The sequence below is a fragment of the Deltaproteobacteria bacterium genome (assembly GCA_021159305.1).
Lineage (GTDB): Bacteria > Campylobacterota_A > Desulfurellia > JAGGSF01 > JAGGSF01 > JAGGSF01.
Genome location: JAGGSB010000003.1, coordinates 1 through 1,041, shown reverse-complemented (window position 1 = coordinate 1,041; position 1,041 = coordinate 1). Strand labels below are relative to the sequence as shown.

2 protein-coding genes are annotated in these 1,041 nt (G+C 33.9%); one reads left to right on the top strand and one right to left on the bottom strand.

The genetic code is table 11. From position 1 onward, the window contains the following. Positions 1–605, top strand: a 605-nt coding sequence (locus J7J10_00215; protein MCD6129369.1) for a LysE family transporter, incomplete at its 5' end; no start/stop codon positions are given. 168 nt (positions 606–773) lie between these two features. Here the strand turns inward: J7J10_00215 and J7J10_00210 are convergent. After that, complete coding sequence (locus tag J7J10_00210) at positions 774–971, bottom strand: hypothetical protein (protein ID MCD6129368.1); 198 nt, start codon at positions 969–971, stop codon at positions 774–776. Positions 972–1,041: the final 70 nt, after the last annotated feature.

Below are 1,041 nucleotides of genomic sequence, written 5' to 3'. Positions count from 1 at the left end.
GAGCTGTAGATAAGGGATTCTGGCACGGATTTTCCATTGCTATCATAGGGGCAATGGCTGACTTTTTCCTATGCGAAACCTTTTTAATAGGAACGGTTTCTATTGGAGCTTTAAACCCATGGCTGAAAATAATTCTTCAGCTAACAGGTCTAATCTTTCTTTTCTATATCGGGATAAAGGAACTTATCCTGCCCCTTTTTATAGACAGAAAAGGTAAAACCACCACATCTCATAAAGATAGATTGACAAGAAAGCTTAAGTTGAATGGAAAAACAATGTTGGAAAATTTATTTTTGGTAGGAATTTACTATCTTTCTAATCCGACATACATAGCTTTCTGGATTACCTTTTCCGCTCTAATAAACCAGAAATTTATCTCCCACCACAATTTGTTTAACTATACCCTTTTCAGTGTTATATTTTCTCTGGGGTCTTTGATGTGTCAATATATTTCAATATTATTTGTAAGAAAGATAGGAAAGAGCGGCGTAAAAAGAGGAGTCTTGAAATACATATCCATTCCTTTGTATTCTGTTACCATAATTTATTTTTTCTATCTTGTAGCTCATAATATATTATTTCTTGCAGGTAATAGTGCATACTGAAGTTTGCAATTTTCAGGCAGACTTCTTAATATAAGTGAATGGGAAGTTAATGGAAAGAAAATATGACAATTCTACAAATTGCCGTAAAAAACTCCGTTTTTTTATGGAAACTTTAAGCATTTTGTACATAATTTAAATGAGGCAACAAGAGTAGAATGGCCAAGTATGTCATGCGAACAACCTTAAATCCCTATCTGCAAACTCTGGAATAAGTTTTTCAGCTACAGGTTTATATTTTTGCGCTTGTTCCTCTGTTAGATTCACAGTTTTTGCTATATTAGCAAGCTTTTCTTGATTTTCCTCATCATTACAAGTTTTCTCGCTATTTTCTTCTTTTCTTGGGCGAATCCATTTTGCCCCATACATCCTGTACAGCTTGCCGACTATCCTTATTTTCTCTAATGGAGTAATGGTTGACTTTGATATAGATTAAGGA